Raw genomic sequence first — 25440 nt, 5'->3', positions numbered from 1 at the left:
ATGAAAAAAATAATAGCACTATTTGCCGTGGCATTTAGCCTTGCAGGATGCAGCGCCAATGTTCAAGATTTAGCGGCCGAAGGCAATTGGCAAGAGATTGGCTATCGTGACGGTATCAAAGGTAATACTCAACGTTCTTACCAAGAGATGACTAAGCTTGGAACGGTAGACCAATCAAGCTACAGCAAAGGTTACTATCTAGGTGTTGCTGAATACTGCAACCCAAACCATGCTTATCAAATTGGCTTATCTGGCCAGGTTTATGAAGGCGTTTGTTCAGGTACGGAAGACGCTCAACGTTTCCGTATGGAATGGCAGCGCGGCTGGGATGAGTTTTCTAACGACTACTAAGCTCAAACTAGCGATTAGAAAATAAAAAGACCAGTGCCGCATGTGTACTGGTCTTTTTGTATGTCGTTAAAGTAGCTGTCTAAATGAGAAGCTACAAACCAAATTAAGATTACTGATTATTCTCGACCGCTTTTCTCAAGAAACCATTTTGTTGATCAAGCTGAGCCTTAGCTGATTCTAAATCTAGCCCTGTCAGAATCATCAAAATAGACAGTTTTACATCATAATCGGTGGTTTTAAGTGTCGAAACAGCAAGGGCTTTATCACACTCCGTCGCTTGGATAACGATACGAGCAGCGCGGGCAACCAATTTTTCATTGGTTGCTTTTACGTCGACCATCAGATTTTGGTAGCTCTTACCGATACGAATCATGCTGGCAGTCGTTAGCATATTTAGCACTAATTTTTGCGCCGTACCTGATTTGAGGCGTGTTGAGCCAGTCAATGCTTCCGGGCCAACCACTGGGCTTATCGCTATTTGAGCAATCTCAGCAATCGGAGAGCCAGGATTACAAGACAGCGCAACCGTTACTGCTCCTATTTGATTTGCGTAGTTGAGTGCGCCAATTACGTAAGGTGTACGGCCACTAGCAGCGATGCCTACCACGACATCATTTTCTGAAAACTGAATCGCTTTGAGATCTTCAATTCCGAGAGTCAGCGAGTCTTCCGCACCTTCTTTGGCTTTTAAAATCGCCTCTGGTCCGCCAGCGATGAGACCGATAACCATCTTGTCTGAAACGCCGAAAGTCGGAGGGCATTCTGAGGCATCTAACACGCCCAATCGACCACTGGTTCCTGCGCCCATGTAAATCAATCGGCCACCATGTTGAAAGGCGTGAGCGATTTTATCAACGGCTTGAGCTATCTGTGGCAGCTCTACTTCGATTGCCAGTGGGACTTGCTTATCTTGTTGATTAATCTTTTCAACCACTTCGAGAGAGGTGAGCAGATCAATATCCATAGTATCAGGGTTTCTCCCCTCCGAAACGAGGTGCGAGAGCGCTGATATGAGAGCGTCGTTACTCATAGTGATCCTTAAATGATGGTTCTAAAATTGTTTAGACAGCACCGCGAAGTCAGTATTGTTACTAAGTCAGCACGGCTATCAAGTTAATCTGCACGATATAGAACGCCTAGAGAGGCCGCTCTGCTTGCGCCAGTCACTTCCGGTAAATTGCTTGGCAGTTGATGAATATGACGTTGAGCAAGCCACGCAAAGGCCATGGCTTCCATGTAATCGGCATCAACGCCTTTACTGGTCGTCGACTCAACCTCCCAGCTAAGAAGCAGTTCAGACAGTCTCTTCATCAACAATGGATTTCTCGTACCACCGCCACACACATACAGTGCAGGTTGGTTACCCAAGCGATAAGTTTCTACTTCATTGGCTATCGTTAATGCGGTGTATTCACAAAGCGTGCGCTGAACATCTTCTGCCGCAAGATCTTTAAATTCTGTTAACTGTTGTTCTAGCCAAGGTAGGTTGAACAGTTCTCTACCAGTGCTTTTCGGTGGCATTTGAGATAGATAAGATTCGTTCAACAGCTGTTCGAGTAAAGCTGGACTTAGTTGGCCTTTTAGCGCGAACAGCGCATCACGGTCAAACTTCTCACCCGTGTGTTTATCTACCCAAGCGTCCATCAACATATTGCCCGGGCCAGTATCATAACCAAGAGTAGGCTGATTCGGGCGCAGCACTGAAATATTCGAGATTCCACCAATGTTCAACACCACAACCGAGCTGTCTCGCGGGTGAAAAATCGTATGGTGAAACGCTGGTACTAATGGCGCACCTTGTCCGCCAAGCGCCATGTCTTTGCGTCTGAAATCTGCGACTGTTTGAATCTGTGTTTTAGCGGCAATGATATTGGCGTCACCCAACTGCATGGTAAATGGCGAATCACCGGTTGGCTGGTGGAATACTGTTTGGCCATGGTTACCAATCGCAGTCACAGAAGATGCAGGCGTGCCTGACTTGTCGAGAAGTTGCAGAACGGCATCAGCAAATAGATGACCAAGCTGGTGGTCGAGTTCGCCAATGGCAATCAAATCCGTTTTCTGACCAATACAAACTTCAAGCAAACGCGCTTTGATATCCTCTGGCATAGGGAACTCATCATGAGCGAGTAATGTAATGCTCTCGTCTTCAATCGAGACTAACGCTGTATCAACGCCGTCCATACTCGTTCCCGACATCACACCGATATACAGTTCTTTATGATCCATTCCTAAGCTCTTGCCCTGCATTCTTAAAGTCTTCCACAGATTGGTTTAAAAACATTGTAAAGCAAATTTAAAGAGAATAATCTCGGGAAGTTTATGAAATTAGGTTTAATAAGGGATAAATATGGGACCGTTGTGGGTAGATGTTGCGGGCTATGAGCTAACAGCTGAAGACAGAGAAATTTTAGAGCATCCAACCGTTGGTGGTCTCATCTTATTTGCTCGAAACTACCACGATAGCAAACAGCTTTCGGCGTTAAACAAAGAGATCCGCAAGGTAGCGAAACGTCCTATTTTGATTGGTGTTGACCAAGAAGGTGGCCGAGTTCAGCGTTTCCGCAATGGATTTTCAATTATCCCTGCCGCTCAAGAATTCTCGACTAAGAATAATGGTGAGCAGTTAGCAGAACAAGCCGGTTGGTTGATGGCGGCGGAATTGATTGCCCATGATATCGATCTGAGCTTTGCGCCTGTATTAGATAAAGGTCACGACTGTAAAGCGATTGGTAGCCGAGCGTTTGGTGAAGATATTGAGACCATCGTTCGCCACAGCAGTGCTTTTATTAAAGGCATGAAATCGGTTGGAATGGCGACAACAGGGAAGCACTTCCCAGGACACGGCGGTGTGATTGCTGATTCGCACCTTGAAACGCCTTACGATCCTAGAGATGACATCTTTGAAACCGACATGGCCATCTTCAAGGCTCAAATTGAAGCTGGAATATTAGATGCGATGATGCCTGCGCACGTGGTTTTTTCGCACTATGATGATCAGCCAGCGAGTGGCTCTGAGTATTGGTTGCAGAAAGTATTGAAGCAACAGCTTGGATTTAAAGGCTTGGTGTTCTCTGATGACCTAACTATGGAAGGTGCTGCGATTATGGGTGGGCCAGCCGATAGAGCGAAGGCTGCTCTGAATGCGGGGTGTGACATGGTGTTGATGTGTAATAAGCGAGATGCACAAATTGAGGCTCTTGATCACTTAGCGATTCAAGAGGTGCTTTTAGCCAACTCATTGCTTAAAAAGCACAGCTTTGATTTATCGACGCTTCACTCAGATAGTCGATGGAAAAAGGCCTCAGAGCAAATTAAGCGAATGTTAAACGCTGGGTGATAAATAAACACTCTATAAGTTTGAAGAAGGCGATATGAGAAATATCGCCTTTTTTGTATGTGTGGGGCGCGGTTTAAACTGGTTTGTGTATCAGAGTGAACTAAAGAGAGCGTGTAAATTTAAATTTACAGTAAATGTTTTTTATTGTTTACACTTGCAATCGTTTTTGTAGCTGTTATTGTGTTTTTAAAGATTGTCAGCCCAAATGGAAATATTGGGTGTAAAAATAAATATACAGGTTGAGTTATGCAGAAAAGTGAATTAAGCAATGTCAATATCATCGACGAACAGGTACTGATTACTCCAGAGGAGTTAAAAGCAAAACTGCCTTTGAGTGATAATGCTCGTCGTTTCATTCAAGAGTCTCGTGAAACTATAGCAAATATCATTCATAAGAAAGATCATCGCATGCTTGTAGTATGTGGCCCATGTTCTATCCATGATATTGAAGCTGCGAAAGAGTACGCGAAACGCCTCAAAGCACTTTCTGAAGAACTGAGCGACCAACTGTATATTGTTATGCGTGTTTACTTTGAAAAGCCTCGTACCACTGTTGGTTGGAAAGGCTTGATCAATGACCCACATCTAGATGGTACGTTCGATATTGAGCATGGTCTGCATGTTGGTCGTGAGCTTTTAGTTGAGTTAGCTGAGATGGAAATCCCACTAGCGACCGAAGCGCTAGACCCAATCAGCCCACAATACCTAGCAGATACATTCAGCTGGGCAGCAATCGGCGCACGTACGACTGAGTCACAAACCCACCGCGAAATGGCGAGTGGTCTTTCAATGCCAATCGGCTTTAAGAATGGTACGGATGGCAATCTAGGTACTGCAATCAATGCAATGCAGGCGGCTTCTTCTAGCCACCGTTTCATGGGTATCAGCCGTGAAGGTCAAGTCGCACTACTCACGACGCAAGGTAACCCAAATGGTCACGTAATTTTACGTGGCGGTAAGCAGACGAACTACGATTCAGTATCTGTACACGAATGTGAGCAAGAGCTGGGTAAGTCTGGCTTAGAGGCGGCACTAATGGTTGACTGTAGCCATGCGAACTCTCGTAAAGATTTCCGTCGCCAACCGCTGGTGGCTGAAGATGTCATCCATCAGATTCGTGAAGGTAATAAGTCGATTATCGGCCTGATGATTGAGAGCCATATTAACGAAGGAAACCAATCTTCAGATATACCTCTCAATGAGATGAAATACGGGGTATCTATCACGGACGCGTGTATCAATTGGGAGTCAACTGAGGCACTATTGAAGCATGCACATACGGAATTAGTCCCGTTCTTAGAGAACCGCTTGAAAGGTTAGTCAGGGTTTAAAATTTAAGTGCCTCATCTAATGGGGCATTTTAAGATCTGTTGCTAACGAACCTGCGCCAGGTGGGCTTAAAGATTAGCACGGGCTTATAGATGAGTAAGGAATAAAATGGCCGTTGAACTGAACGAATTACGCGACCAAATCGATGCTGTCGATAAACAAATGTTGGATTTACTGGCTCAACGTCTTGCTCTAGTAGAGAAAGTAGGCGAAGTGAAAAGCGAACATGGTTTACCTATTTATGTACCAGAGCGCGAAGCTGCGATGCTGGCATCTCGTCGTCAAGAAGCCGAGAAAATAGGGGTTCCACCGCAGTTAATCGAAGATATTTTGCGTCGTACTATGCGTGAGTCTTATGCCAGTGAGAAAGACTCTGGCTTTAAGTGCCTTAACCCCGAGTTGCGTTCAGTGGTTATCGTTGGTGGTAATGGTCAGCTTGGCGGTTTGTTTGGACGTATGTTCAAGCTTTCTGGTTACGAAGTGAAAATTCTCGGCAGCCAAGATTGGGATAAAGCCGATGAGATCTTAGATAATGCTGGCCTTGTGGTTGTAACGGTTCCAATTCATCTAACTGAAGGTGTTATTGCGAAGCTGGGTAACCTACCAAGCGATTGTATTCTTTGTGATTTGACGTCGATTAAATCAAAACCTCTACAAGCCATGATGAACATGCACCAAGGCCCAGTGGTTGGATTACACCCAATGTTTGGTCCTGATGTTCCAAGCCTTGCGAAACAAGTGATTGTTTACAGTGATGGACGTGGTTCTGAAAGCTACCAATGGTTGCTGAATCAATTTGGTATTTGGGGCGCGAGCCTGTGCCAAATGGATGCTGCTGAACACGACCACGGCATGACCTTGATTCAAGCACTTCGCCACTTCACCTCTTTTGCTTACGGATTGCACCTGAGTAAAGAGAACCCGAACATTGATCAGCTTCTGAAGCTAAGCTCACCAATCTACCGACTTGAAATTGCGATGGTTGGCCGTCTGTTTGCTCAAGACCCGAACTTGTACGGTGATATCATTCTTTCTTCGGATGAGAATATTGAGATGATTCGACGCTTCCACAGTCGTTTCGGTGAAGCATTAGAAATCTTGGATGGGAAAGATAAAGCCAAGTTTGTTGATAGCTTTAATCAAGTCAGTGATTGGTTTGGAGATTACTCGCAACAGTTCTTGCAAGAGAGCCAAAACCTTTTAAAACAAGCACATGACTCTATTCATCGTGGCTAATCACTATTTGAAATTATAAAAAAAGAGCGACCTGATGGTCGCTCTTTTTTTATCTAATTCAGGACTAAAAGTAGTTGGCCTACAGTAGGCTAAAAGCAATTAGATCATCATAGGCCAAACCAACTGGCCCTAATAATCAATAGCTAATAACCAACAGCTAATAACTAGTTAGTCGCGATAGGCTTTTTAGTATCTTCACTTGATACCGTGTCGATAGTCGAGCTAATGTAAGGCACATTCGTCAGGTTGATCTGCAAGCGAACCACATTATCAATCAGTTGAACCAGTGGACCCCACTTAACCTTTTTCTCTTTCTCGAACACGTAGTTGAAGTTTTCCGGTGTCCAATCCATTAAGTATTGCGGATTTAGGGAGCGACCAAGAAAGCGTACTTCATAATGCAGGTGTGGCCCGGTTGAGTTACCTGAGTTACCACAACTCGCAATCACATCACCTTTACTAACAAACTGACCGCTGCGAACTTTGAATTTTTGTAGATGTGCGTAAGAACTCATGAAGCCGAACGAATGACGCATAGTAATAAAGTTACCGAAGCCTTTTTTACTTGGCCGTACCGTTTCAATAACGCCATCTGCGGGCGCGACAATATCTTCACCACGCTTACACGTTAGATCGATACCAGTATGTACATGGCGTTTTCCTGAAATAGGATTAGTACGGCTACCATAAGAAGAAGAGATACGTTGATAAGCCATAGGACTGTCGTTTGGAATCAAACGGAACATCGTCGCTCTTACTGCTGAATCTACCGCCGCAGCATCAATGCGATCTTCTAAAGAGATATCATCGGTAAGCAGTTCTTCATCAGCAAGACCCAGCACGGATTCCACATCAAATACACGCTTACCAAGCAGTTGAATGGTGCCTTCTTTTTCTGTCAGTGTTTGCGATAACGAGTGATTGGTTTCTACCTGCTCAGCGTAAAGAAACTCGGTTTGCTCTTTTTCAACAATCAGCGTTTCAATCAACTGTTGTGCATCGCCTGCTTGCATCGCGAGCTCTTGTTTACCTTCGAAGTGCATGTATGCAGCTCCGCCAATTAACAGTGGCACTGAAAAAATGGCAGTGGTGCACATGAGCACGGCTTTTCGGCCGAAGTAAAACGTCTGTTCCCCTTGGTTAGAGGGAATAGTAATGGAAATTTTTTTAGACATGGTTCTGTATTAACTAAATGCTTCTAATAGAAAAAAGGGTAATGGAGATATTATTCTTTACCCAAATCGGTAAGGTGTTCAATCTCTCTATAAAGCAGTTCATCGTCGCCGACATTAAGCTCAACAAGGCGCTTAAGGTGGCCAATACTATCAATATCTAAATGCTCTATGCGTAAACGCATTGAGGTATTGATGGTAGAGACTATCATTGCTTCTAACTGAATATTGATATCACTGTTGGTGAGCTTAAAGCTGACTTGAACAGGAGCATCGTGGCTGAGTTGCTGCCATTTATCACATTGAATGAGTAAACCATGGAGAGATAAGTCTTGCACTGAGCCTGATACATTTACTTGTCCTTGTGAGATCTCCGTCGGGACTTGATAAATAACTCGTGAAAATTGACGTCTTTCAAGCATAGGTAATTTCTCTATATCAATAGGTAAATAGTAAGCCAGATATATCAAAGGCCGCTATTATCGCGGCCTTTGTTCAAAATACAAGCTAATTTACTTAGCAATACGCTTGTACTTGATACGGTGCGGTTCAGCCGCTTGTGCGCCCAGAGTCTTCTTCAGCCACTCTGTGTACTCAGTATAGTTACCTTCGTAGAAGTTAACTTGACCTTCATCACGGTAGTCTAAGATATGGGTCGCAATACGGTCAAGGAACCAACGGTCATGCGAGATAACCATTGCACAGCCAGGGAACTCAAGCAGCGCTTCTTCAAGTGCACGCAGAGTTTCGACATCAAGGTCATTGGTTGGCTCATCGAGTAGCAGTACGTTACCGCCCGCTTTTAACAGTTTCGCTAGGTGAACACGGTTACGTTCACCACCAGAAAGCTGACCGATGATTTTCTGTTGGTCGTTGCCTTTGAAGTTGAAGCGAGAGCAGTATGCACGAGCAGGGATTTCGAAGTTGTTGATCTTAATGATATCAGCGCCTTCAGAGATCTCTTGGAATACTGTTTTGGTGTCATCCATGCTGTCACGGAACTGATCAACAGAAGCAAGCTTAACCGTTTCGCCTAATTCAACTGTGCCTGAATCTGGCTGTTCTGCGCCGCTTAGCATCTTGAATAGTGTTGATTTACCCGCACCGTTGGCACCAACGATACCGACGATAGCGCCTTTAGGCATGCTGAACGATAAGTCGTCGATAAGAACACGGTCACCAAATGACTTAGTTAGGTTCTTAACTTCAAGTACCTTGTCACCTAAACGCTCACCTGGCGGGATGAACAGTTCGTTGGTTTCGTTACGCTTCTGGTATTGGCCAGTTGTTAGTTCTTCAAAACGAGCCATACGAGCTTTAGATTTAGCCTGACGGCCTTTAGGATTCTGACGAACCCATTCAAGTTCTTTCTCGATAGTCTTTTGACGTGCGCTTTCGCCTGATTTCTCTTGCTTCAGACGCTCATCTTTCTGTTCTAGCCAAGATGTGTAGTTACCTTCCCATGGAATACCTTCACCACGGTCAAGTTCTAGAATCCAGCCAGCAGCGTTGTCTAGGAAGTAACGGTCGTGGGTAATTGCCACAACAGTACCGCTGTAATCAACAAGGAAGTGCTCAAGCCAAGCCACTGATTCTGCATCCAAGTGGTTAGTTGGTTCATCAAGAAGCAGCATGTCTGGCTTCTCTAGAAGTAGACGACAGATCGCAACACGACGACGTTCACCACCGGATAGGAGTTCGATTTTCGCATCCCACTCAGGAAGACGAAGTGCATCAGCAGCACGCTCTAGAGCTGTCTCTAGGTTGTGACCGTCTTTCGCTTGAATCAGAGCTTCTAGTTCGCCTTGCTCTTTTGCTAGTGCGTCAAAATCTGCATCTGGTTCTGCGTAAGCTGCGTAAACTGCGTCGATACGCTTAAGCGCGTCTGCAACATCAGAAACCGCTTCTTCTACGATTTCACGCACTGTTTTTGATTCGTCTAGTACAGGCTCTTGCGGTAGGTAACCGACTTTAAGACCTTGTTGTGCACGAGCTTCACCATCAATATCAGTATCAATACCAGCCATGATACGTAGTAGGGTAGATTTACCTGAACCATTTAGACCCAAAACACCGATTTTAGCGCCAGGAAAAAAGCTAAGAGAAATGTCTTTAAGAATTTGACGCTTAGGTGGAACAGTTTTGCTCACCCGAGACATGGTATATACGTATTCAGCCATTGCCGATCGATCCTAATTTATTGTTCAAAATTGTCGGCTATTTTATACCAATATCCCCAAAGATGTTACTCCTAGGACAGAAAAGCCATTCTTGAACTAATCCTTACCTATTATTGTCACATTGGTCATTAAAACTATATTTAATAAGCTTCTGAGGCGAAGTGTTAAATATTAATAATATTTACACTCAAACTCTTTACATTTGATGTGATGTCGGGCGTAAATAGACTTCACGTATTCATACACGCACTAAGGAAAGAGCGAATGTTTTTCCGCATTGGTAATACGAAAATTGCTGTGGCTGCATCGGCAATTTTGTCTTCATTTTCACTGGCTCCGATGGTTATGGCTAGCAATGCCTCCGAGCTTGAAATGCAGCGTGATGTTTATGACAGAGCGCAAGAGGTTTTAGACAACCGTGATCTAGAAGCTTACTCTGCGCTACGTAACAAAATTCAAACATATCCGTTAACGCCTTACACGGATTATCGTGCCTTTCTCATAGGCCTAGGTGATCGCACACCTGTTGAAGTCGATGCTTTTATTGAAGAGAGTAAAGCGCTGCCATTTTCGAATCGTATGCGCGCACCTTACTTAGATTCATTGGCCTCTCAAAAGCAATGGCAAACGATCCTTGAATTTCAGACCCAAGAGCCAGTTGGTGAAAAATACCAATGTATCTATTATCGAGCGCATTATGAGCAAGGTAATCAAGAGATCGCCTTTAAAGGGGCGAAACAGCTTTGGTTAAGTGGCAGTGGTGTTGATGACGCTTGTGATCCACTTTTTGAAGGATGGGATAAAGCCGGTCTAAGAACGGATGACCTGATCCTCGAAAGGATGCTGTTAGCGTTTGAAGGCCGTAACGGTGAGCTGATGACCTATCTGATTAAGCAATTAGATCATGATGAGTCAATTGCTCAAGCTAAGCAGATGAAGGCGCTGTACAACAAGCCTGAAAATGTGCTCGCGTTTGCTAAGAAGCATCCTGCGAATGAATTCTATCAAGCTCAAACCGAATTTGGTTTCGAGAAGCTAGCAAGGAAATCAGCAAGCAGCGCTCAAGAGGTTTTTGATGATGTTGTGAAAGCTCAAAAGTTTTCGAAAGAAAAATCCCAAGAGCTAGCGGACTACCTAACGTTCCGCTTGATCAATACCGACTCTGAAGAGTTGATGGCGTGGCGAGACAAAATGCTCGAGAGTTCATCAAAGCAAGTCTTGTTGGAAAGACGTGCTCGTTTAGCTATTCAGCATGCAGATTGGACTGGCTTGAAAGAGTGGATAGCGCGCTTAGATGATAAGCATCAGGCTTCGCTTCGCTGGCAGTATTGGCAGGGTAGAGCAGAGATAGCACTCGGTGATACTGCTAAGGGTAACAAACGACTGTCAGATATCTTGGGTCAGCGTAATTTCTACAGTGTGGCTGCGGCTAAGCAGTTAGGTAAGCCAGTTCAGTACCCAACATCGACACTCAAATACAACGCTGAAACAGTAAAGCCATTTGAGACTTCTTTGGTTCGAATCGGCGAGCTGATTGACCGAGATAAAATTGCGGCAGCGAAGAGTGAATGGCGTTGGTTGTTAACCAATGCTGATAAAGATCAGAAATCAATGCTTGCCGCTCATGCTGCGACGCAGCGTTGGAACCACTTTACAGTGACTGCGAGCATCTCTGCGAAGATGTGGGACAACATCGCTTTACGCTTTCCTGTTGCTCATAAGTGGTGGTTTAACTTCTACGCAGAAAAGCACGATATAGACCCGATTACCTTAATGTCTTTAGCGAGGCAAGAGAGTGCGATGGATTCAGAGGCTCGCTCTCCAGTTGGCGCGCGTGGCATCATGCAAATTATGCCAAAGACGGCGCAATATACGGCTAAAAAACATAAGATTAAGTACCAGGACAGCGATGATCTTTATGATGTCGGCAAGAACATTGAGATTGGTAGCCACTATCTAGATGGCCTATTAGCTCAATATGATAACAACCGTATTTTTGCATTTGCTGCTTATAATGCAGGCCCGAGTCGTGTGAAACAATGGCGTTCACGCAGCGATGAAAAGCTCGATGCATTTGCTTTTATCGAAATGATCCCATTCAAAGAGACTCGGGGCTACGTTCAGAATATCTTGATGTTTGAGACTTACTATCGAGATATCTTGGGCGAGAAAGGGATGTTTTTAGCGCCTCATGAGGCCGAAACGAAATACTAGGTGTTCGGTACTTTCTCCGAAACTGAGTAATATTAAAGGCAGTGAGTGCGAACCAGTTCCACTTGCTGCCTTTTTACATTGGATCAAAGCAAGTGTTTCGGTATAAAGTGTTAAACGCTTTCAATCATTAAGCGGCTACTTCAAGCCAAAATTTAAAAGTAAGTGTAGAGATATGGCATCACAACCTGAATATGAGAATTGGCAACAACTAATGGATTTGGTAAAAACAGCGGCTGAGAAAGATCAGCATGAACTGTTGTTGACCATGATGATGACACCTGATGAGCGAGACGCTTTGGTCGCTCGAGTGAATATTCTTTGTGAACTCATGAAAGGGGACATGTCACAAAGACAGGTGAGCCAAATGTTAGGTGTGGGTGTGGCTACGATCACGCGAGGCTCTAATGAGCTAAAGGCTAAATCTGAGCAAGAGAAAGCGGCAATTGCAGAGCTGTTACTCAAGTAAGCATTTAAAACAGTAAGCCTTAAGAACTTGATAAAAACGCTAACCATAGGTTAGCGTTTTTTGTTTTTATCCCGCTCAATGATATTACCTCTAGAGAGGCGAAATATCGTGTTTCTTAAACAAGACTAAGCAGGGAAGTGCTTAGGGTTAACAAATGGGATCAGCGCTAGGATTAAAGCTTGGCTATATACAGAGCTGCGAGATAGTTGGTTATGTGTCAATAAGCCAATCGCACCGCCTTTTTGTTTTATGTTGTCGGTGCCGAAGACTTCATCCATCACATCACCTAGCTCATTCGCATGTTGGAGTTTATCAAGCACAACGGGTGGCAGCATCAAGCTTGCAGATCGAGATTCTCCGCGCTGACCGTTTGCTTCAACGACCATCCAAGCAAATGTAACCTTTCCTTCTATTCCAGACTCTAATCCAACATAAAAATCCGCATCAGGTTGAGCTTGAGTTGCGTTGTGAACGCGATTTACCGCACCTTGATAGGTTTCGTCGTTGCTCATCGGTTGATCGGCGACACCGCTAGGGACGCTGATGCCTTTGAAATCCAATTCAGTATCAGGAAAAGCAGATAAGAATGCACTTTTAACTGCGTTAATTTTAGCTGGGTTCAGCGATGCGATGATTACAGATTTCATGTATTGGATTCTTTTTGTTATCGATTAAATTGAGTTGATGCTGTCGGTACCAATCACTCAGTTCTTCTAATGGCATAGGTTTACCGAAGTAATAGCCTTGTAGCATATCGCACTGTGCTTCTTGCAACCACTGATGCATGCTTTCAGTTTCGATGCCCTCGGCTGTGACCTTCTTACCCTGAGCATGACATAACCCGATAACCGGTTTTACTATGTTCTGATTATCGGTCTCAATTAAGGTGTCTAAAAAGGCTTTATCGAGCTTAATTTTTTGAGTTGGATACTGCACCAGTTGAGTGATGGAGGTGTAGCCAGATCCAAAGTCATCAATGGCTAATCGATAGCCCATATCAGATAGTTCGTTAAGCAGCGGAAAACCTTCAGAGTTTGAGTAAAAGGTTTCGGTAATTTCAAAATCAATCAAACTTGGCGGAATTCGATTTAAATCGGCGTGCTCTTTGATGAAGTCAGCAAGATCAGTCGTTTCAATCCCAGCAGAAGATAAGTTAATCGACAACTGAATTGCGTGATCAAACTGAGCCTGAAGTCGATGAAAAGAAGCAAATGCATTCTGAATGACCCACTGATCAACCTGATCGAATAATCCAGTCTGCTCGGCAATTGGAATGAATTCATCAGGTGGAACCAAGCCTAGTTGCTCCGAATTCCAACGTAATAACACCTCAACACCAATAACATGGGTTCCGGTTGAATCCATGTACGGCATATAAACGAGCCTAAATTCATCATCAAAGTTCTTGTCTCTGAGTGCGCGTTCAATGTTTGCTTGGCGTTGAATCGCTTTGTCTAAATCTCGTGAATAGTCAGCAAATTGGTTTTTACCTGCGCGTTTGGCTTGGTACATCGCGGTATCAGCGTTCGACAGTAGCTTTTCGATGGAGTGGCCATCATTGGGGTAGGTAGCAATACCAATACTGACCGTGATCGGAAAGCTCCCTGATTCTGTGATAAAACCTTTTTGTAGTGGCGTCAGTAAGCTATCAGAGAATCTATGCGCGATATTCCCTTGGCGAGTAGGCGCGTTAATGTACACAACGAACTCGTCTCCAGAAAGTCGGGCTGGCATACAATGAGCGTCAAACTCTGTTTTATAGTGGCTACAAATATCTGAAATACGCTGAGCAAAACTGACTAGAATGGAGTCGCCGATTTGATGTCCATATTTGTCGTTCACAAACTTGAAGTTATCTAGGTCAAAGTAGAGAACCCAGGTTTTGGTATTCGAGCTAGGCTTGGGTAATGATTGCTGAACGAAGGTTTGAAATTGATGCCTATTGGCTATTTGGGTTAATTGATCATTCTCGGCCAATAGCTTGGTCTGTTGGTAGGTGTTATCTAACTCTTGGTACATGTCATAAAAACGCTGTGATAGGCGGCCAAGCTCATCACGAGTGCCTAAGCGTTCGATGTTCTTACGTTGTTTTTTTTCGACTTGCTGCAGTTGTCGGTCGAGTCGTGTTATCGGGGATATCACACTGCGAGACAAAAGCATGAGTAGCAGAGCAACCGTCACAAACGCGGATAGTGCAAAGGACAAACTCAGCTTATTCCAAATTGATTCGAGCTTGTTTTCCAATAGGAATGGCGCCGGGTCAACTGTGGCGTATAGTTCTGGCGCAAGCTTGACTGAGTGGGTGACATTATTTTCCAGAGAAACCGCTATAGATGTGAAGAATAAGCTGGTTTGGTAGTCGAACTCTATCTGTTTTCTCAGCGCATTAAATTTATCGAGAGAGACTGACACAACAACAAAGAACACATCGTCGGGGTGATTGTTTGCGGTTGGGAAAATCGTTTTTTTGTCTACCTTTTCGTAGTGAACCAACATCCCTTCACCTTGAGAGTTTTGAATATAGTTGGTACTTGATGCTGCTAAGGTGTCTTGATAGTACTGATCCACAAAATCCAATATTTTGCTGTCAATCTGAGTGCGTGAGTCGCTGTTATTATCAGCGTAATAACTCAACTTTCGCTGACTATTGAGAAGCGCTAACCCGGTATAGCTTTCATCGTCATCTTGCAAGAAGTGTATGGCTTCTCGAAGGTTACTAACCAGTTCAAGATCGCGAGATAAGTTTTGTTCAGTGAGAAAGTAACGCTTCATCATGTCACTTTGGGTCAAGGTGTAAGAGTAGCTATTTAGGAACGAGCGAGACTGTCGAAAATATCCTGCCAACTTTTCCATGTTCAGCTGAAGTGCGTTGTCTTCGCGTTTGATAAAACTGCTTTTCTGCGTTGAATAAATAATATAGCTAGAAGCTGCGGTACTGATCAGTATCACAGGGGTTATCAGTAGTAAGATTTTCGTACTTAGCTTCATAGTTAATGACAACACTATTTATAATTTAAGCGCGTAAGTTTATGTTACTTAATACTTACTCGCTATTAATTACACGTAGTTCGATGATTTCCTGTGAAGGGGGTAAGGTTTTGTCTTTATTGATAAAAAAGCCACTAATGAGTTTTTTGTTAAGAAGGTGTTGAATGGTGTGGGTTAGAAGGCATGTACAGCCAGTGAAATAATCGAGTCATGTCTCAGGAATACGTAGTGTGAGTATTCCTGAGTACGAGTTATTCCACTAGCCGCAGGTTTTAGCATTTGGCCTACTGTAGGCCAAATGCTTATAGCAGATTTAAACTTATGCCAGCTTTAAACGTTTGTTCGTTAAAAACTTATGTTTGTTAAGAGCTTATGTTCGTTGAAAGTTTATGTTTGTTAAAAGCTATGACAACTTAACCTGCGTCGCTTTGATGTTTTCACTTGGATAACAACCCAACACTTTTAGGTGACGAGTAATGGCAGTTAGTTCTGTTATCGCTTGCTGCATATTATCTGCATCCAAGTGTGCTTCTAAATCAACGTAGAACATCTCTTCCCATGGGTTACCCATGATAGGACGAGATTCCAGCTTAGTCATGTTGATACCCAAGCGTTGTAGGATTAGTAGAGTTTCTACCAAAGAACCCGCCTCTTGAGAAGTCGACATGATCAGTGTCGTTTTAGCTGGGATTTGAGTTGATACTTCTACCGGCTTACGCGCCACAACGATGAAACGAGTGTGGTTCTCAGTTTGGTTTGCAATGTTGCCTTGGATTGGCTGAAGCCCATAAAGCTTGCCGCTCGATGCATTGCCAATTGCTGCCACATCATCGCCCTCCAGATCTTTAACCTTCTTCATTGCATCAGCTGTACTTGCGCAAGACTCAAGGCTGACACCTTTAAGACGACTCAAAAATTCACTGCACTGTTGGTGAGGTTGTGGGTGTGAATAGAGGGTTTTGATGTCTTCTAAACGAATATCATTTTTCGCAACTAAGCAGTGTTCGATAGGCTGAGACAGCTCACCCACGATGTATAGCGTTGTATGTTGCAGAAGGTCATAAACTTCGTTGATTGAACCAGAACTGGTGTTCTCAATCGGCAGCACACCGTAATCGGCATGACCAGATTCCACCGTCGATGCCACTTCTTTGAAGTGATTGCAGTTAAGCTCTATCAATTCCATATTCTTGCGGCTGAAATATTCACGGCTAGCAAGATGAGAATATGAACCTTTAGAACCTAAGAATGCAACTCGAGCCAGAGGTTTACGGCTTTGCGGGTTCGCTAGGTTTTGTAAGTATGACTGCTGTAGTAAAACCGAATCTTCGATGATGGTGTGAAACAGTTTAGTAATGTACTGCGCATCAAGCTCATATTTATCTTTGCCGTTGTTAATCAGCTTAACCAGAAGCTGCTGCTCACGAACGGCATCGCGTACAGGTTTTGATGTCTCTACTTTACTTTTCGCAACTTCGATACTGAGTTTGCGACGTTCGGAAAGTAAACTCAGCAGTTCGTCATCTAAATCATTAAGACGAAGGCGGATATCATCCAGTGAAATTGAACGGTCAGTCATAAATGTGTCCTTATAAAAAAGCCTCCCTAGTGTGGGAGGCTTCTTGTTCGTTTTTGACTTGTTTTTCTAAAACGACTCAGCCTCCGATTTACGGAAGAAAAAAGAAGTCAAAAATAAACAAAGATTGAGTGTGCATAAAAAGTGATTGTTTTATGAATGTTTAAACACAATAAGCAAGCGAGCTACGAGCGTCAAGCAAAAAAATAGCGCCCTGAGGCGCTATTTTTTAATCTGTTCTCTTTCCTTATTCTACTTCAGCTTCTAGCTCTTCGATTTCAGGCTTTTCAGCGCGGCGCGCTTCAGGTTTATGGCGTAGCTTGTTGAGTTGACGCTCTAGTTTTTGTTCTACTTCGTTGATAGCTACGTAGAGGTCGTCATGGATTGATGAAGCAACAAGTTGGCCTTTTGGTACGGTTAGAACCGCTTCAAATTTTTTCTTCTTGTTTGGTTCTTCGCTAAAGCTCGCTTGGCAGCCAATGATGTCTACTTGCCATTTATCCAGCTTTTTAAATTTGCTTTCTATGTGATCACGGATTGCAGAGGTAATGTCGATGTTTTTACCAGTGATGTTCATTTTCATAGAAGTTTTCCTCTGTTGTATCCCTCATGGGTTAACTTCAGATTACGACTTTCAGGAATAAAGAATGTGATCTAGATCTTGTTTTGGTTGGGTGGGATAAGCATTAAAATCAAATGTGATCTCACGCAAGTCTTAGTATCTTTTTGGCGAAAAATGCTTGTTATCTCTATGAAAAACGATAACTTGGAGGCAAGGCTTCGCTAAAAATTAAACCAGTTTTTAGGGGCGCCTTACAGCTTATTGAAAGTGTTTGATTGAAATTTACTCAATAGTGTTTTGTGATGTAGATCTCGTGATATATATCACTATGTAAGCTTTCTCTGAATTTGATAAGCAAAAGCCGCATAAGTTTTCTTATGCGGCTTTTGTGTTTTTAATTTTCCTTAGCACCTTAGCACCTTAGCACCTTAGTTCCCCTGGCTCTTAGGGTTTAAGACAAACTAATCGTTGGTTTTTAGTAGTCTCGCTGTCCCATTTTCTCGGATAGCATTGATAGCTTGTAACTGCTTATAGATTACAAAGTAACGGTTGATGTTGGCGACATAGGTCACCGGTTCTTTGCTCACGTATTTACGAGTGATGATTTCTACGTTTTTAAACCAGATGTTTGGGTTGTAACCTTTCTGCTTGGCAATGCGCCTCATCTTTCTGATCTTAGCAGGACCAGCGTTGTAAGAAGCCAAAGTGAAGTAGATTTGATTATCTGGCGTAATGGCAGGGTCGTCAAAATACCTGTCCTTAATGAAACGCATGTATTTCACGCCCGCATGGATGTTGTTATCCACCTTATGTATGTTTTTGATGTTGACGTTTTTGTCTTTGGCGGTACTTGGCAACACCTGCATCACACCAATAGCTCCACGGTGAGAAACCCGGCTTTGATCCAGTCCTGACTCTTGGAAACCTTGTGCAGACATCATCAAAGGGTCGAATTCGTATTTACTCGAATACTTTTCAAAAACATCTGACAGCTTAGCCACTCGGTCTATTTTATTTGGGTTGAGCGCTCTACCTAACCAGCGAGTGTTGTCGATGTATTTCTGATAGATAACATTTCCAAGTAGGGTACCTGTTCGTGCCGTCTTGACGTATTTGTTGATCTCTTTTTTTAGTTGAGGGCTATTTTTTCTTAATGCCCACGCTATTTGGCCATTTTCACGTAAGGGTAAATCGTGATGGACCTGAATGTTTTCCATTACGTCAGTCCATAACTTTGCTTTATGGCTATCTAGGATTGTGCCTTGTATATAGCCTTGGTTGACCAACTCTATCAGCTCGTAGTCTTGCAATGACTCCTCAATAAAGTGGACATGCAGCGGTGGTAAGTCTAATTCATTCAGTTCTTTATTGACTCTTTGTACACTCTCGAAGTAACTCGAACTTGCACGGATCCAAACCTCTTTACCGCTCAGTTGCTTGATTTCGGTGATAGGAGCTGAGTTCTTTCCTGTGATAATCAGTTCTTTTCCATCTTTAATCATTGGGTCGGAAAAATCGATGATTCGCAATCGCTTGTCGGTGATCGTCAGGTTCGCGACAGCGACGTCGCCATAACCAGATTCTAATGAGGGAAGTAGATCATCTCGCTGCACTGGGATAATTTGAACATTGAGGTAAGGGTGTTTCTTACGAAGGCTCTTCTCAAAGTGGTAGAGCATTTCAGCCACGATGCCTTTTGGTTTGCCATCCTCGATATAATAAAAACCAAGATCAGCAGACACGAGCACTCTAACCGTCCCTTTGGTTTTGAGTACATCTAAGTCACCCATGTAAGGCTTGTTGCTTAACGGGGACAGTTCTAATGCGTAGGATAATTGGCTAAATAGCGATATCCAGATAAATAATAACAACCTACTCACATCCACACTCCATGTTGATGTTTTGTTAAAAGTTATCTTTTGAAGATACCGTGTATTATGCGATTCATCAAGTTTACGAAATTAAGTTCAAAAAAAACGCGCTAATAAATTAGCGCGTTTTCGAATAAATATGACAACGTTGATTAAGGCAGTGGGTTTAACTCAATCAATTTTTCTGTTCTTGAAGCTGCGTCTTCTAAACCTAGTTGTTTATAAGCTTCTAACTGAATATCCAAAGACTTACGTGCAGCAATGGTGTCTGGGTAAGTCTTCTGCAGCTCTTGTGTTCGGTTTACAGCTGCAATCCAAGCTTCACGGCGTAGGTAGAAATCAGCGGTTGCTAAGTCATACTCTGCGAGGCGGTTCTTAAGTGCGAACATGCGTTTTTGCGCATCTTCCGCATAAGGGCTGCTAGGGAAGCGTTCCAGTAGTCGTTTGAAGTCAGCAAACGCGAGTTTCACTGGCTCTGGATCTCGGTCACTACGGTCGATATTAAAAATGTCGTGCATGAAGTTACGGTCTTGTGCCATGTGCGTTAGGCCGCGCATGTAAAGCACCCAGTCTTGTTTTTCATGAGTCGGGTTTAAGCGTAGGAATCGAGAAATGGTGGCAAGGCCTAACGCCAAGTCATCATTTTTGTAGTACGCGTAAATCAGATCTAGCTGTACTTGTTCCGAATAGGCGCCGAATGGGTAACGAGAATCTAAAGCTTCTAGCTTTTCGATTGCAGAAAGCCAGCTACCGCTCTGCAGGGACTCTTGAGCGTCAGAGTAAAGAACCGATGGTGGTACATCCGGTATTATTTCTTCAGTACTTGAACAGCCAACTAAGAGTGATACGGCTAATAGACCCGATAAAGTAAGGTGTTTCATGTCAGGCGTCGATTCCTTGAATTAAATATTTCGTAAGCTTCCGTTACTTTCTAACCAGTAACAGATACAATGATGCAATTATTCTATTTTATCCATACTAATGGGTATTAGTCTCACGGTTTTTAAAAAAGTTCGATATGGCTCAGCAGATAACATTAACAGACACAGTAAAAAGCAGCCAGTTAGGTCAACGTTTAGACCAAGCTGTCGCTGAACTATTTACCGATTTTTCTCGCTCTCGTATTAAAGAGTGGCTTCTTGACGGCAAAATCCAAGTGGATGGCGAAGTTATCACTAAACCGCGCACCATAGTTTTGGGCGGTGAAGCGATCATCCTACAAGCGGAGCTTGCAGATGAAGAGCGCTGGGAAGCACAAGATATTCCGTTAAACATTGTCTATGAAGATGATGATTTATTGGTTATCAATAAGCCTCGCGATCTGGTTGTACACCCAGGTGCAGGTACGCCGGATGGAACCATACTAAACGCATTGCTTTTCCATTACCCTCAGATTGCAGAAGTACCTCGTGCGGGTATTGTGCACCGTCTTGATAAAGACACAACCGGTCTTATGGTTGTGGCTAAGACGGTTCCAGCTCAAACTCGCCTTGTACGTGCACTTGCTAAACGTCGTATCACTCGTGAATATGAAGCAATTGCTATTGGTAAAATGACCGCGGGTGGTATGGTTGAGAAAGGCATTAGCCGTCATGCAACTAAGCGTACTTTAATGGACGTGAATGAATTGGGTAAGCCTGCGGTAACTCACTACCGTGTTGCGGAGCACTTCCGCGAACATACTCGTATTCGTCTACGCCTAGAAACAGGTCGTACTCACCAAATCCGTGTTCACATGTCATACCTTCAGCATCCTCTGTTAGGTGATATTGCATACGGTGGTCGTGCACGTATTCCAAAAGGTGCATCTGAAGAGCTGACGACAATGATTCGTTCTTTTGATCGCCAAGCGCTGCATGCTGTAATGCTTAAATTTGTTCACCCTATTACTGGTGAAGAAGTTGAGTTCCACGCACCTGTGCCAAATGACATGGTTGTGATGGCTGAAGCGTTGCGTGTTGATGCTCGCGAAAACATAGAAGACGACATTTAATTATGTCAATGATCATCCCTGACTGGAATGCTCCTCAAAACGTGAAGGCATTTGCTTCGACTCGTTTTGATGGTTGTTCTACAGGTGCTTATCAAGGGTTAAACCTCGGTATGCACGTTGGGGATGATGCTTCGCTTGTTGAAAGTAATCGAGCGTGGCTAAAGCAGCAATTTAAGATGCCCACCTCTCCTGTATGGCTAAATCAAACTCACTCAACAGATGTCGTTACGGTTTTAGAACCTGTGGCGAATGTTCTTGATGCTGATGGTGCATTTACCTCTGCAACAGGTGTTGTGTGTTCAGCGATGACGGCTGATTGCTTGCCAGTAATTCTTACTGATACCAAAGGCACTCAAGTCGCGGCTGTTCATGCGGGTTGGCGTGGTCTTGCTGGTGGCATTCTTGAAAATGCCGTCGCAAAGTTTTCAAATCTAGATTCAGATAATCAGGTCATGGCTTGGCTTGGCCCTGCAATTGGCAAAGATGCATTTGAGGTTGGCAACGATGTGTTGGAAGCTTTTGTTCGTTTTGACCCTCAAGCGAAATTAGCATTTAAAGCCAAAGCTGAAGCTGGTAAATGGCTGGCAAATATGTCTCAACTCGCGACTCAACGATTAATGAAAATTGGCGTGACTTCAGTGACAGACTCGAATCTATGTACATACGCAGATTCAGATGCTTTCTATTCTTATCGCCGTGATGGCATTACTGGACGTCAGGCTACATTTATTTGGTTAGAGTAATCTCTGGCTAGCACAACCACTCATCCAGCCTATTTATATTTTCATATAAGCTCTATTCTTCACTCTTATCCCTTGAAAATCCGCGTTACCGTATCCATCTTCTAACCATAAGATAAACATATCTAAGAGTAGGAAGGTTGGCATGCGTCTCGATCGGTTCACTAGTAAATTCCAAATTGCGATATCTGATGCTCAGTCGCTCGCATTAGGTCGTGATCATCAATATATAGAACCTGTACACCTAATGGTGTCTTTGCTTAATCAAGATGGCAGTGCGATTCGTCCATTGCTTACTATGCTGAACATTGATGTTGTTCAATTGCGTTCTAAATTGAGCGAAATATTAGACCGAGTGCCAAAAGTAAGTGGTATCGGTGGTGATGTTCAGCTTTCGAATGCCATGGGAACGTTGTTCAACCTATGTGACAAGGTCGCGCAAAAGCGCCAAGACAGTTACATATCTTCAGAAGTATTCCTACTCGCTGCAATTGAAGACAAAGGTCCTTTAGGGAACTTACTTAAAGAGTTAGGCCTTACTGAGCAAAAACTATCTCAAGCTATCGAGCAAGTTCGTGGTGGTCAAAAAGTCGATGACCCGAATGCCGAAGACAGACGCCAAGCATTAGAGAAGTTCACCATTGATCTGACTGAAAGAGCAGAGCAAGGCAAACTAGATCCTGTGATTGGTCGAGACGATGAAATCCGTCGTACTATTCAAGTACTTCAACGTCGTACTAAGAATAACCCCGTTATTATTGGTGAACCTGGTGTCGGAAAAACGGCAATCGTTGAAGGTTTGGCGCAGCGCATTATCAATAATGAAGTACCGGAAGGCTTGAGAGGGCGACGAGTTCTTTCATTAGACATGGGCTCTTTGATTGCAGGTGCTAAATATCGTGGTGAATTTGAAGAGCGCTTGAAATCAGTCCTCAACGAATTATCGAAGGAAGAGGGCAACATTATTCTCTTCATCGATGAAATTCATACCATGGTAGGAGCAGGTAAAGGCGAAGGCTCTATGGACGCCGGTAATATGCTGAAACCAGCATTGGCTCGTGGTGAGCTGCATTGTGTAGGCGCAACGACACTCGATGAACATCGTCAGTATATAGAGAAAGATCCTGCATTAGAGCGTCGATTCCAAAAAGTGATAGTCGATGAGCCAACCGTTGAAGACACAGTTGCGATTCTTCGTGGTTTAAAAGAGCGTTATGAACTTCACCACCATGTAGAAATTACTGACCCAGCTATCGTAGCGGCGGCAACGTTATCTCATCGATACGTTTCAGATCGTCAGTTACCAGATAAGGCGATTGATCTCATTGATGAAGCGGCTTCGAGCATTCGCATGCAGATCGATTCAAAACCTGAGTCGCTAGATAAGCTCGAGCGCAAAATCATTCAATTAAAGATCGAGCAGCAAGCTCTCACTAATGAAAATGATGAAGCCAGTGAAAAGAGGCTTCGCACGCTGCAAAGTGAACTTTCTGAGAAGGAGCGGGATTTTGCTGAGCTTGAAGAAGTTTGGAACGCTGAAAAAGCGGCGCTTTCGGGGACGCAACATATCAAATCAGAGTTAGAACAAGCTCGTATGGATATGGACTTTGCAAGGCGTGCTGGCGATCTTAACCGAATGTCTGAATTGCAATATGGTCGAATCCCAGAGTTGGAGAAGCAGTTAGACCTCGCGACTCAAGCTGAAATGCAAGAAATGACCTTATTACGTAATAAGGTAACTGACGCTGAAATTGCCGATGTTCTTTCAAAGCAAACCGGCATTCCGGTTTCTAAAATGCTAGAGGCAGAAAAAGAGAAGCTTCTGAAAATGGAAGGTGTTCTGCATAAGCGGGTTATTGGGCAAGCCGAAGCGGTAGAAGTGGTATCGAATGCGATTCGTCGTAGTCGTGCTGGTTTATCCGATCCAAATAAGCCGATTGGTTCTTTCTTATTTCTTGGTCCAACGGGCGTAGGTAAAACCGAACTGTGTAAAACATTGGCTAACTTCATGTTTGATAGTGACGATGCCATGGTTCGTATCGATATGTCTGAGTTTATGGAGAAACACTCAGTGGCTCGTTTGGTTGGTGCTCCTCCAGGTTACGTTGGGTATGAAGAAGGTGGTTACTTAACTGAAGCTGTTCGTCGAAAACCTTATTCTGTGATTCTGCTTGATGAGGTAGAGAAAGCGCACCCTGATGTTTTCAATATTCTATTGCAGGTTTTAGATGATGGACGATTAACCGATGGACAAGGTCGCACGGTCGATTTCAGAAATACCGTAGTGATCATGACATCTAATCTTGGCTCTTCGAGAATTCAAGAAAACTTCAATACGCTCGATTACCAAGGAATAAAGAATGAAGTGATGGAAGTGGTAGGTAAGCATTTCCGCCCTGAGTTTTTGAACCGTGTTGATGAAAGTGTCGTGTTCCATCCATTAGGCCAAGCTCACATCGAGTCAATAGCCGCTATTCAGCTTGAGCATTTGAAGAAACGAATGGAAGACAACGGCTATGAGCTTGAAGTTTCGGACAAAGCACTGAAGTTGATCTCTCAAGTCGGTTTTGATCCTGTCTATGGTGCGAGGCCTCTTAAAAGAGCAATTCAGCAGAGTGTTGAGAACCCATTAGCGAAAGCGATACTTGCAGGGAAAATCAATCCGGATAAGAAAGTGCAGCTATTAGTGAATAACGACCGAATTATTGCTCACCAATAATCAAGGTAAGAACGATAGGTACGATTAGTCGAAATTAAGACGTAATCGTACCTATTTTGAACGCTTTGTGTAAATAGTGTCCGAACGATCGCCTGCTGCGGTCTTTTTTCGTTTTTGGCCTTGTGCAAAGGGGGATTCTCTCTATAATGCGCCTCCGTTGCCAGGGATAACTAAGCGGTTTGAACTAAGTAACGAGACGACATTAAGCATTTAAGATGCTTTGAAAAATTAGCTGGAAAAAGTGTTTGACACTGGAATCCAATTCGCTAGAATGGCCGTCCACTTAGAGAGGCTCCTTACTAAAAGGAACGCTCAATAAGTAAAGCTCTTTAACAATTTAAACCTATCAATCTGTGTGGGCACTCGTTGATGAATATCAAAACGTTTTATCTTCCCTTTTTATTAAGAGAAGTAAAACAGATTCCTCGGAATCAACTTTGGTTTCAATGAACTGAGTGACCAATACGAATAACTACTTTCTCTTGTAGAAAGAAAGTATTTGGCACAGTCAATTCATTACCATTCTGTTGGAATGGTAATAGCTTTAGAATTACATGTTCATTTTCGGATGAATATTAGTTTTGAAGTCAGTATTCATTGAGCCGACAAAATCTTAAATTGAAGAGTTTGATCATGGCTCAGATTGAACGCTGGCGGCAGGCCTAACACATGCAAGTCGAGCGGAAACGACACTAACAATCCT

At 43.5% G+C, this 25440-nt stretch carries 20 protein-coding genes, 1 rRNA gene and 1 other annotated feature; of the genes, 10 read left to right on the top strand and 11 right to left on the bottom strand.

Annotated elements, in window-relative coordinates:
• Positions 1-351 (top strand): DUF2799 domain-containing protein, encoded by a 351-nt coding sequence (locus tag L3V35_RS23125; protein WP_017091341.1) that lies wholly within the window; start codon positions 1-3, stop codon positions 349-351.
• 109 nt (positions 352-460) lie between these two features.
• Here L3V35_RS23125 and murQ read toward each other — a convergent pair whose 3' ends face one another.
• Positions 461-1381: an N-acetylmuramic acid 6-phosphate etherase gene (gene murQ / locus L3V35_RS23120; protein WP_146457881.1), complete on the bottom strand. Its 921-nt coding sequence runs from the start codon at positions 1379-1381 to the stop codon at positions 461-463.
• 83 nt (positions 1382-1464) lie between these two features.
• Entirely contained in the window at positions 1465-2580 is a 1116-nt protein-coding gene (locus L3V35_RS23115) for an anhydro-N-acetylmuramic acid kinase (protein WP_237300708.1), read from the bottom strand.
• A gap of 121 nt (positions 2581-2701) precedes the next feature.
• On the opposite strand from L3V35_RS23115, the gene nagZ reads away from it, so the two are divergent.
• From nagZ to tyrA, 3 genes are all read left to right on the top strand, one after another.
• A complete protein-coding gene (gene nagZ, locus L3V35_RS23110) occupies positions 2702-3691 on the top strand; it encodes a beta-N-acetylhexosaminidase (RefSeq protein ID WP_237300707.1) in 990 nt (329 codons plus the stop codon).
• Positions 3692-3937: 246 nt separating this feature from the next.
• Entirely contained in the window at positions 3938-5011 is a 1074-nt protein-coding gene (locus L3V35_RS23105) for a 3-deoxy-7-phosphoheptulonate synthase (RefSeq protein WP_237291130.1), read from the top strand.
• Between the two features lie 117 nt (positions 5012-5128).
• Positions 5129-6256 carry a bifunctional chorismate mutase/prephenate dehydrogenase gene (tyrA, locus tag L3V35_RS23100; RefSeq protein WP_017072892.1) on the top strand — a complete coding sequence of 376 codons (1128 nt, stop codon included), beginning with the start codon at positions 5129-5131 and terminating at the stop codon, positions 6254-6256.
• 164 nt (positions 6257-6420) lie between these two features.
• Here tyrA and L3V35_RS23095 read toward each other — a convergent pair whose 3' ends face one another.
• The 3 genes from L3V35_RS23095 to ettA all read right to left on the bottom strand — a co-directional run bounded on the left by L3V35_RS23095 (position 6421) and on the right by ettA (position 9608).
• Positions 6421-7431 (bottom strand): M23 family metallopeptidase, encoded by a 1011-nt coding sequence (locus L3V35_RS23095; RefSeq protein WP_237300706.1) that lies wholly within the window; start codon positions 7429-7431, stop codon positions 6421-6423.
• A gap of 50 nt (positions 7432-7481) precedes the next feature.
• Complete coding sequence (locus tag L3V35_RS23090; protein WP_171308531.1) at positions 7482-7850, bottom strand: PilZ domain-containing protein; 369 nt, start codon at positions 7848-7850, stop codon at positions 7482-7484.
• Positions 7851-7940: 90 nt separating this feature from the next.
• On the bottom strand, positions 7941-9608 hold the full coding sequence (gene ettA / locus L3V35_RS23085; RefSeq protein ID WP_017106764.1) for an energy-dependent translational throttle protein EttA: 1668 nt from the start codon (positions 9606-9608) through the stop codon (positions 7941-7943).
• Between the two features lie 264 nt (positions 9609-9872).
• Here ettA and sltY point away from each other — a divergent pair, with 264 nt between their 5' ends.
• Positions 9873-11822: a murein transglycosylase gene (gene sltY, locus L3V35_RS23080; protein ID WP_237300705.1), complete on the top strand. Its 1950-nt coding sequence runs from the start codon at positions 9873-9875 to the stop codon at positions 11820-11822.
• Between the two features lie 172 nt (positions 11823-11994).
• Positions 11995-12288 carry a trp operon repressor gene (trpR, locus tag L3V35_RS23075; protein WP_017084809.1) on the top strand — a complete coding sequence of 98 codons (294 nt, stop codon included), beginning with the start codon at positions 11995-11997 and terminating at the stop codon, positions 12286-12288.
• A 125-nt stretch (positions 12289-12413) separates the two neighbouring features.
• Here trpR and yjjX read toward each other — a convergent pair whose 3' ends face one another.
• The 6 genes from yjjX to L3V35_RS23045 all read right to left on the bottom strand — a co-directional run bounded on the left by yjjX (position 12414) and on the right by L3V35_RS23045 (position 20166).
• On the bottom strand, positions 12414-12935 hold the full coding sequence (gene yjjX / locus L3V35_RS23070; RefSeq protein ID WP_065207263.1) for an inosine/xanthosine triphosphatase: 522 nt from the start codon (positions 12933-12935) through the stop codon (positions 12414-12416).
• Positions 12898-15276, bottom strand: coding sequence for an EAL domain-containing protein (locus tag L3V35_RS23065; protein WP_237300704.1), 2379 nt, complete (start codon positions 15274-15276; stop codon positions 12898-12900). Before L3V35_RS23065 ends, yjjX begins: the two co-directional genes overlap by 38 nt.
• Positions 15277-15679: 403 nt before the next feature.
• Positions 15680-16855 (bottom strand): prephenate dehydratase, encoded by a 1176-nt coding sequence (gene pheA / locus L3V35_RS23060; RefSeq protein ID WP_004735035.1) that lies wholly within the window; start codon positions 16853-16855, stop codon positions 15680-15682.
• Positions 16856-16867: 12 nt separating this feature from the next.
• Positions 16868-16989, bottom strand: a sequence feature (Phe leader region).
• Positions 16990-17099: 110 nt separating this feature from the next.
• Positions 17100-17435: a ribosome-associated translation inhibitor RaiA gene (gene raiA, locus L3V35_RS23055; protein WP_004735034.1), complete on the bottom strand. Its 336-nt coding sequence runs from the start codon at positions 17433-17435 to the stop codon at positions 17100-17102.
• Between the two features lie 440 nt (positions 17436-17875).
• Positions 17876-19300: a lytic transglycosylase F gene (locus L3V35_RS23050; RefSeq protein WP_338121297.1), complete on the bottom strand. Its 1425-nt coding sequence runs from the start codon at positions 19298-19300 to the stop codon at positions 17876-17878.
• A gap of 137 nt (positions 19301-19437) precedes the next feature.
• The gene (locus tag L3V35_RS23045) at positions 19438-20166 is read right to left on the bottom strand and encodes an outer membrane protein assembly factor BamD (protein WP_237300703.1); all 729 of its coding nucleotides are present in this window, start codon (positions 20164-20166) and stop codon (positions 19438-19440) included.
• 137 nt (positions 20167-20303) lie between these two features.
• Here L3V35_RS23045 and rluD point away from each other — a divergent pair, with 137 nt between their 5' ends.
• The 4 genes from rluD to L3V35_RS23025 form a co-directional block, all read left to right on the top strand.
• Entirely contained in the window at positions 20304-21278 is a 975-nt protein-coding gene (gene rluD, locus L3V35_RS23040) for a 23S rRNA pseudouridine(1911/1915/1917) synthase RluD (protein WP_237300702.1), read from the top strand.
• 2 nt (positions 21279-21280) lie between these two features.
• Positions 21281-22021, top strand: a complete 741-nt coding sequence (gene pgeF / locus L3V35_RS23035) for a peptidoglycan editing factor PgeF (protein WP_237300701.1) — start codon at positions 21281-21283, stop codon at positions 22019-22021.
• A 142-nt stretch (positions 22022-22163) separates the two neighbouring features.
• Positions 22164-24737 carry an ATP-dependent chaperone ClpB gene (gene clpB / locus L3V35_RS23030; RefSeq protein WP_017077748.1) on the top strand — a complete coding sequence of 858 codons (2574 nt, stop codon included), beginning with the start codon at positions 22164-22166 and terminating at the stop codon, positions 24735-24737.
• Positions 24738-25352: 615 nt separating this feature from the next.
• Positions 25353-25440 (top strand): 16S ribosomal RNA (locus L3V35_RS23025); the annotation flags it as partial.

Source organism: Vibrio sp. L5-1, assembly GCF_021728315.1.
Lineage (GTDB): Bacteria > Pseudomonadota > Gammaproteobacteria > Enterobacterales > Vibrionaceae > Vibrio > Vibrio splendidus_K.
Note: the sequence above shows the minus strand (reverse complement) of the source record. Positions and strands in the feature narration are given on the sequence as shown.